The sequence below is a fragment of the Pseudomonas sp. PA-4-8C genome (genome assembly GCF_021606625.1).
Classification (GTDB): Bacteria; Pseudomonadota; Gammaproteobacteria; order Pseudomonadales; family Pseudomonadaceae; genus Aquipseudomonas; species Aquipseudomonas lactis.
In genome coordinates this window covers 1-7,386 of the sequence record NZ_WKCD01000274.1, presented here as the reverse complement: position 1 = coordinate 7,386, position 7,386 = coordinate 1, and the positions used below count along the sequence as shown (strand labels likewise).

The following is a 7,386-nucleotide window of genomic DNA, read 5'->3' as shown; positions in this document are numbered from 1 at the left end:
GAGCTGAAGGCGTACTGCAAGGCCAACTTCACCGGGTACAAGGTGCCCAAGCATATTGTGTTGAGGGAGTCGTTGCCGATGACGCCGGTGGGCAAGATCCTCCGCCGGGAGCTGCGCGACATCGCTTGAATTGAAACCGGGTACAAAAAATGTGGGAGCTGGCTTGCCTGCGATAGCAGTGTTTCAGTCACCTGTTGAATTGACTGGTCCACCGCTGTCGCAGGCAAACCAGCTCCCACACTGTATTTTTCGCCCTTGAAAGCCTGTTCTAGAGCCATTTCTGGGGTTATAGAATTTTTGCTCTAAAAGTGACCATTGGATATTCTTGAGTCATGTTTATGACTGTAGGGCCCGCTTTTGGCTCTAGGCGGCCCTTGGCAAAGCTGCTACTCTCGGCGCGCTTTGTGACTTCTAGGCCTGCTTGAAAGCGCCAGACTCACCTAAAAACATACACCAATAATAATCGCATCAAATGCGATGATGAATTCGCGTCGCTGAGGAGTGGGCTTCCATGAATGAAGACTTTTGGAAGGATAAGTACCCCGCCGGGATTGCTGCACAGATCAATCCAGACGAGTATCCGAATATTCAGGCGGTACTGAAGCAGTCCTGCCAGCGCTTCGCTAACAAACCGGCTTTCAGCAATCTGGGCAAGACCATCACCTACGGTGAATTGTACGAATTGTCCGGCGCATTTGCCGCGTATCTGCAACAGCATACCGACTTGAAGCCTGGCGATCGAATCGCCGTGCAACTGCCCAACGTTCTGCAATACCCCGTCGCTGTATTCGGTGCGATCCGCGCCGGCCTCATCGTGGTCAACACCAACCCGCTGTACACCGCGCGGGAGATGGAGCACCAATTCAATGATTCGGGGGCCAAGGCCCTGGTTTGCCTGGCCAACATGGCGCACCTGGCTGAAAAAGTCGTGCCCAAGACCGCCGTCAAGCACGTGATCGTCACCGAAGTTGCCGACCTGCTCTCGCCGTTCAAGCGCGTGCTGATCAACAGCGTGATCAAGTACGTGAAGAAAATGGTCCCGGCCTATCACTTGCCTCAGGCCATCAAGTTCAACGACGTGCTCGCCAAGGGCCATGGCCAGCCGGTCAACGATGCCAGCCCGGCCAGCGGCGATGTGGCCGTGCTGCAATACACCGGCGGTACCACCGGCGTGGCCAAGGGCGCGATGCTGACCCACCGCAATCTCGTGGCCAACATGCTGCAATGCAAGGCGCTGATGGGCTCCAACCTCAACGAAGGCTGCGAGATCCTGATCACGCCGCTGCCGCTGTACCACATCTATGCCTTCACCTTTCATTGCATGGCGATGATGCTGATCGGCAACCACAACATCCTGATCAGCAACCCGCGCGACCTGCCGGCGATGGTCAAGGAACTGTCGAAGTGGAAGTTCAGCGGCTTCGTCGGCCTCAACACCCTGTTTGTGGCGCTGTGCAACAACGAAGGTTTCCGCAAGCTGGACTTCTCTGCGCTGAAGGTCACCCTGTCGGGGGGCATGGCGTTGCAACTGGCAGCGGCGGAGCGTTGGAAGGCGGTGACCGGCTGCGCGATCTGCGAAGGCTACGGCATGACCGAAACCAGCCCGGTGGCCACGGTCAACCCGATCCAGCACATCCAGATCGGCACCATTGGCATTCCGGTGCCTTCCACCGCGTGTAAAGTCATCGCCGACGACGGCACCGAGCTTGCACTGGGTGAAACCGGCGAGCTGTGTGTGAAAGGTCCGCAAGTGATGAAGGGCTACTGGCAGCGCCAGGACGCCACCGACGAGATGCTCGACAGCGAAGGCTGGCTGAAAACCGGCGACATCGCGATCATCCAGCCAGACGGCTACATGCGTATCGTCGACCGCAAGAAGGACATGATTCTGGTCTCCGGTTTCAACGTCTACCCCAACGAGCTGGAAGACGTGCTGGCGGGCCTGCCGGGCGTGCTGCAGTGTGCGGCCATCGGCGTACCGGATGAAAAATCCGGTGAGCACATCAAGTTGTTCATCGTGGTCAAGCCAGGGGCTACCCTGACCAAGGACCAGGTGATGGAACACATGCGTGCTAACGTCACCGGCTACAAGGTGCCCAAGGCCGTGGAGTTCCGTGATGCGTTGCCGACTACCAACGTGGGCAAGATCTTGCGGCGTGAATTGCGGGATGAAGAGCTGAAGAAACTCGGTCTTAAAAAGTAACCCATAAAAAACCCCGCTGATGCGGGGTTTTTTATAGGGGGCGCTGGCGAAACACTTACCGCCTGTGGGAGATGGCTTGCCTGCGATAGCGCTACACCGGCTACTGCTGTATCGCCTGACTCACTGCTATCGCGGGCAAGCCCGCTCCCACAGGGTTACCGGGGTTACAGCACGAACTGCGCGAAGCTCACACCCGCACCGGCGGGGCGTACGTCCTTCAAGAACGAATCCTTATCGGCACTCAACTCCAGGGTAATCTCCGGCTTGCGCTTGCCCGCATTGCGTACCACCAGCCCTTCGAGTTTTTCACGCAGGAACACGGTCGGCACCTTCAGGTGCAGCAACTGGTCGGTGTCGGCGTTGTGCATCAACAGGTGGATCCACTCGTACTGGCCCACGGCAATGCGCCCCACCGGCAGGTCGAACCACCAGATGTTGCGTTTGCGGTCCAGGTCGGTGAAGTGGCAGTTGTTGACGCCGAGTACGGCACCGCCCAGTTCCTGGTTTCTGCGGGCAATGGCCTGTGCTTTATTGAGTTTCATAACCTTCCTACGGGATCTGTTATTCAGCGTTGCAGCCTGAATGTGCCGGGCATTCTCGTGGGTTGGCTGCAAAACATAAAGCCAAACCTGCCGCTTTCGATGAAATGCTTGCGCAAAAATAATTGAAACTCTGCCGTTGCGCTTCAGGTCAACCGCTACGTAGTGACCAAAAACCATTTGATTGTTATCAGGAGTAATACCATGAGCAGCACTTCCGATAAGGTAAAGGGCTTGGCGAACGAAGCTGTGGGTAACATCAAGCAAGGCGTCGGTAAAGTCACAGACAACGACAAACTGCGTGCTGAAGGCGTGATCCAAGAGAAAAAAGGCGAAGCGCAGCAAGCAGTGGGCAAGACCAAGGACGCAGTGAAAAAAGCCACTGAGTAACACGTCCTGGCGGGCAGCCCCCAGCAGCCCGACGGCCATCCACGGATGGCCGTTTTTGTATCTGAAGGTGCAACTAAACTTTCGAAATTGTTTCAAAGTCGCCAAATGGGCTACTTTGATGTAGAAAACGGCCCCTGAGTCGCCCACGAACTCAACCTCTTTGCGGCGAAAGGAGACGCTATGCTTTTTCCGGTACTCGATGGTCTCAAGCTGCACAAGGTGCTGGTACGCACCGTCAAGGAATTCGTCGATGACGAGATGCCTACCTACGCCTCGGCACTGGCCTACCAGATGCTGTTCTCTTTGTTTCCGTTCCTGCTGTTTCTCATTGCCCTGATCGGTTTCCTGCACCTGCCTGACTTCTTCACCTGGCTGCGCCTGCAATCGGAGTTGGTGTTGCCTCCCCAGGCGCTGGAACAGGTCAACCCGGTGATCGATCAGTTGCAGCAGTCCAAGGGCGGCTTGCTCTCGGTGGGTATCGTCATCGCACTGTGGACGGCCTCTGCGGGCGTGCGCCTGATGATGAGCGCCATGAACGCCGCCTACGACGTGGTGGAAGGGCGGCCGATCTGGAAGCGTTTCCCACTGTCGATTTTCTACACCGTGGGCATCGCTGGCATGCTGCTGGCCGCCGCCGCGCTGATGGTGCTGGGCCCACAGGTCATGGAGTGGCTGGCCGGGCAGATCGGCATGCAGGAATTCGTGGTCACGCTGTGGACCATCCTGCGCTGGCCGCTGATTGTGATCTTGCTGATGTTCGCCGTGGCCCTCATGTATTACGTGATGCCGGACGTTGAGCAGGAGTTTCGCTTTATCACCCCCGGCTCCGTCTTGGCCGTGGTGGTATGGATCGTCGCCTCCCTGGGCTTTGGCTACTACGTCAAGACCTTCGCGGACTACAACGCCATGTATGGCAGCATCGGCGCGATCATTGTCTTGCTCCTGTATTTCTACATCTCTGCCGCCGTATTGCTGCTGGGCGCGGAGATGAACGCGGTCATCGAGCATATGTCTGCCGAGGGCAAGGACCCCGGTGAGAAAGAAATAGGCGAGCCGGGCCACACCGATGAAAAACAACACGTCTCTGGCCTAGGCCGGGACCACTCCAAGCCCATGACCGAGCCTGAACAATGATCCGTGAAATCCTGAAAATGGGCGACGAGCGCCTGCTGCGTATCGCCCCGCCGGTACCGCCGGAAATGTTCGACAGCCCGGAGCTGTGGCAACTGATCGACGATATGTTCCAGACCATGGAGCACGTGGGCGGCGTTGGCCTGGCCGCGCCGCAGATTGGGGTGGACCTGCAACTGGTGATCTTCGGTTTCGAAGCCAGCGAACGCTACCCGGACGCGCCGCCGGTGCCGCAGACCATCCTGATCAACCCGCTGATCACACCGCTCAGCCCGGTACTGGAAGAGGGCTATGAAGGTTGCCTGTCGGTGCCAGGCCTGCGCGGCGCCGTGAACCGTTACCAGCAGATTCGCTACGAAGGGTTCGACCCCAAAGGCGAGCCGATCGTACGCTTTGCCGACGGTTTCCATGCGCGGGTGGTGCAGCATGAGTGCGACCATTTGATCGGCCGGCTGTACCCGTCGCGGATTACCGATTTCAGCAAATTCGGGTTTATTGAAGTGATGTTCCCGGAGCTGGACCCAACGGCTGACGAATAGCCCTTCTGACACACCCACAGTTCAACTGTGGGAGCTGGCTTGCCTGCGATAGCGGTGTATCTGTCACAGATAGATTGGCTGGCCCACCGCCATCGCAGGCAAGCCAGCTCCCACATGGGTTCAGTGTTTATCCTGGGCATTGAGCCCCATCGCAATCATCGGCTTATTGCGCTTGTAACGCACCAGCCGTTCACTCAGCGATTGCGGCAAAACCGTGTCCTGGCTGAACCCCATCCTCTGATACAACCGTTCCAGGTCCGGATGGCACAGCAACCAAACCGTCCCCTCAATACCCGCCACGGCCTCGCCGATCAATCGAGCCGCCAGCCCCTGGCCACGATGAGTCGGCGCCACAAACACCCCCGTCAGCCACTGCCCGCCCACCACCGGGCTCAAGCACAAGCCGGCCACGATCTCGCCATCTCGCACTACCCACAAACGGCCGCCCTTGAGCGCCTTCATCGATGAATTGTGGCTGCGGTAAAACTTGTTCAGCAGTGGCCACAGAGGCTCGGCCAGCGGTTCGATGTGCAATGGGGGCATGGGGTTCAGACAAGCGTTATCCAGGGCAGGGGATTATAAGCGCCTTCTGCCGGGCAATAGGTGGTATACCCAGTGCTACATCCCCTGTTAGTGGAGCATGCATCATGGCCAAAGGTATGGATTCAAAGAAAGCCGCGAAGAAAAAACCGGCAAAGACCGCGGATGAAAAACGCGCGGACAAGAAGACCAAAAAATCCGAAGCAGGCCTGTTCGGTCACTGAGTTATAAGCTTAGAACCAAACGATCTGCAAGATTTTCCCGCCTCATTGCACAGAGCAGGAAACACCTGCTCTGAGCTGCCGATGGCCAATTACCTTGATCCGACCCACCGCCGGGAAATCGAAGCCCTGGCGACGACCTTTGTGGCAAGAACCGAGTGGCCGACCTGGCTGCTGTTGATCAGCGTATATGCCGGCTGGTTCGCGGTGATCCTTGGCAGCTGGTGGCTGGGCCTGTGGCTGAGCATGTTGCTGCTGATTCCGCTGGTGACCCTGTGGCTATCGGTGCAGCACGAATTGCTCCACGGCCACCCGACTCGTTCGTTATGGCTGAATAAACTCCTCGGCTATGCCCCGTTCGCGGTGTGGTACCCCTACACGCTGTACCGCGACAGCCACCTGTTGCACCATAACGACCACGACCTGACCCTACCGGGCATCGACCCGGAAAGCCGCTACCTCAATCAGCAGCAATGGAACAACAGCTCGCTGTTCGAACGTGGCCTGCATTGGCTGACCAAGACCGTGCTTGGCCGCTTCCTGCTGGCAGCGCCGTTGGCGATTGGCCGGTTGGCACGTCACGAATTTCAACGTCTGCCTCAGGTATGGCCGATGTGGCTGGCCCACGGCGCCGTCACTGTGCTGATGCTGATTTTCATCGCCTACTACAGCGCGCTTGCGGTGTGGCATTACCTGCTGCTGGTCAGCGTGCCAGCCTTGTCCCTGGCCTCGATCCGTTCCTACTATGAGCACCGCCCCCATCTCCGGCCGGAACAGCGCACAGTGCTTAACGAAGCGTCTTGGCCTTGGGCCTGGCTGTTTCTCAACAACAATCTGCATCTGGTACACCACGATCTGCCAAAGTTGCCGTGGTACCTGCTGCCCAGGGTGTACCGTGCCCGGCGCGAGCAGTGGCTGGCGCGCAGCGGCGGTTTCCTGGTGCAGGGTTACGGCCAGTTGATCAGCCGCCACGGCCTCAAGGCCATCGACAGCCCCCGGCACCCGTTTGCCTGAGAGGCGACCATGAGTGAGCATTACGCCGACCTGCGCATGTACGTTGCGCCCCAGCCCATCCAGCAGGCCAATCAACGCTGGCTGTCGCGCATCCTTGAGCGCTTGAAGCTGCATCGTCTTGACGCCGACCACCTCGACTTGCCCGGCCTGTGGCTTTCGCCGCAATTGCTCGTCAGCCAAACCTGCGGATACCCGCTGATGACCCAATTGCGCGGCCAGGTGCGCATCATTGGGCGCCCCCGTTACGAGTTGGCCCACAGCAGCCACGGCGAACATTGCAGCCTGCTGTTGACCCGCGCTGACAACCCGCGTACCCGCTTGGCGCAGTTCTACCGCAGTCGTGGCGTGATCAACGACCACAACTCCAACAGCGGCATGAATCTGCTGCGTCACTGCGTGGCGCCGTTGCAGCGCGACGGGCGGTTCTTCGCCAGCGTCGGCATCAGCGGCGCCCACCGCGAGAGCTTGCGCTGGCTGCGTGAAGACCGCGCCGACCTCGCTGCCATCGACAGCGTCACCTACGACTACCTCGCCCGATTCGCCCCCGAAGAGGTGGCGGGCCTGCGCGTCATCACCCGCAGCGCGCCGAGCCCGACTTTGCCCTACATAGGCGCGCTGGGCTTGAGCGACGTGCAGGTGGCGCAGATTCGTGAGGCGATGAACCTGGCGTTGCAGGACCTGCCGCAGGTGACGCAAACCTTGGGTGTGCAAACCGTGCTCCCTGCCAGCGAAGACGACTATCAGGTGGTGTTGGATTACCAACGGCAGGCCGCCAGCGCCGGCTACCCGAAACTTCAATAGAGTTATAT

Annotated in this window: 9 protein-coding genes; 7 read left to right on the top strand and 2 right to left on the bottom strand. The window is 58.8% G+C overall.

The genetic code is table 11. The annotated features are described in order from the left end of the window. Both GIW04_RS25580 and fadD1 read left to right on the top strand, forming a co-directional pair. Nucleotides 1-129 (top strand): hypothetical protein (locus tag GIW04_RS25580; RefSeq protein ID WP_236479313.1); only part of this gene is annotated, 129 nt, incomplete at its 5' end. Between the two features lie 382 nt (nt 130-511). Further along, a complete protein-coding gene (fadD1, locus tag GIW04_RS25575) occupies nt 512-2,203 on the top strand; it encodes a long-chain-fatty-acid--CoA ligase FadD1 (protein WP_032895580.1) in 1,692 nt (563 codons plus the stop codon). A gap of 164 nt (nt 2,204-2,367) precedes the next feature. On the opposite strand, the gene GIW04_RS25570 is transcribed toward fadD1, so the two are convergent. Then, nucleotides 2,368-2,745, bottom strand: a complete 378-nt coding sequence (locus GIW04_RS25570) for a hypothetical protein (protein ID WP_034134348.1) — start codon at nt 2,743-2,745, stop codon at nt 2,368-2,370. A 201-nt stretch (nt 2,746-2,946) separates the two neighbouring features. On the opposite strand from GIW04_RS25570, the gene GIW04_RS25565 reads away from it, so the two are divergent. The 3 genes from GIW04_RS25565 to def all read left to right on the top strand — a co-directional run bounded on the left by GIW04_RS25565 (nt 2,947) and on the right by def (nt 4,802). After that, the gene (locus tag GIW04_RS25565) at nt 2,947-3,132 is read left to right on the top strand and encodes a CsbD family protein (protein WP_003193737.1); all 186 of its coding nucleotides are present in this window, start codon (nt 2,947-2,949) and stop codon (nt 3,130-3,132) included. A gap of 180 nt (nt 3,133-3,312) precedes the next feature. Continuing rightward, complete coding sequence (locus tag GIW04_RS25560; protein WP_003193733.1) at nt 3,313-4,266, top strand: YihY/virulence factor BrkB family protein; 954 nt, start codon at nt 3,313-3,315, stop codon at nt 4,264-4,266. Then, the gene (gene def, locus GIW04_RS25555; RefSeq protein ID WP_003193731.1) at nt 4,263-4,802 is read left to right on the top strand and encodes a peptide deformylase; all 540 of its coding nucleotides are present in this window, start codon (nt 4,263-4,265) and stop codon (nt 4,800-4,802) included. Before GIW04_RS25560 ends, def begins: the two co-directional genes overlap by 4 nt. Before the next feature lie 120 nt (nt 4,803-4,922). Here def and GIW04_RS25550 read toward each other — a convergent pair whose 3' ends face one another. Further along, nucleotides 4,923-5,345 (bottom strand): GNAT family N-acetyltransferase, encoded by a 423-nt coding sequence (locus GIW04_RS25550; RefSeq protein ID WP_003193728.1) that lies wholly within the window; start codon nt 5,343-5,345, stop codon nt 4,923-4,925. A gap of 302 nt (nt 5,346-5,647) precedes the next feature. On the opposite strand from GIW04_RS25550, the gene GIW04_RS25545 reads away from it, so the two are divergent. Together GIW04_RS25545 and GIW04_RS25540 are read left to right on the top strand one after the other, a co-directional pair. After that, on the top strand, nt 5,648-6,577 hold the full coding sequence (locus GIW04_RS25545; RefSeq protein ID WP_120248624.1) for a fatty acid desaturase: 930 nt from the start codon (nt 5,648-5,650) through the stop codon (nt 6,575-6,577). Between the two features lie 9 nt (nt 6,578-6,586). Beyond that, nucleotides 6,587-7,378: a phosphate/phosphite/phosphonate ABC transporter substrate-binding protein gene (locus GIW04_RS25540; RefSeq protein WP_120248625.1), complete on the top strand. Its 792-nt coding sequence runs from the start codon at nt 6,587-6,589 to the stop codon at nt 7,376-7,378. Nucleotides 7,379-7,386 lie beyond the last annotated feature (8 nt).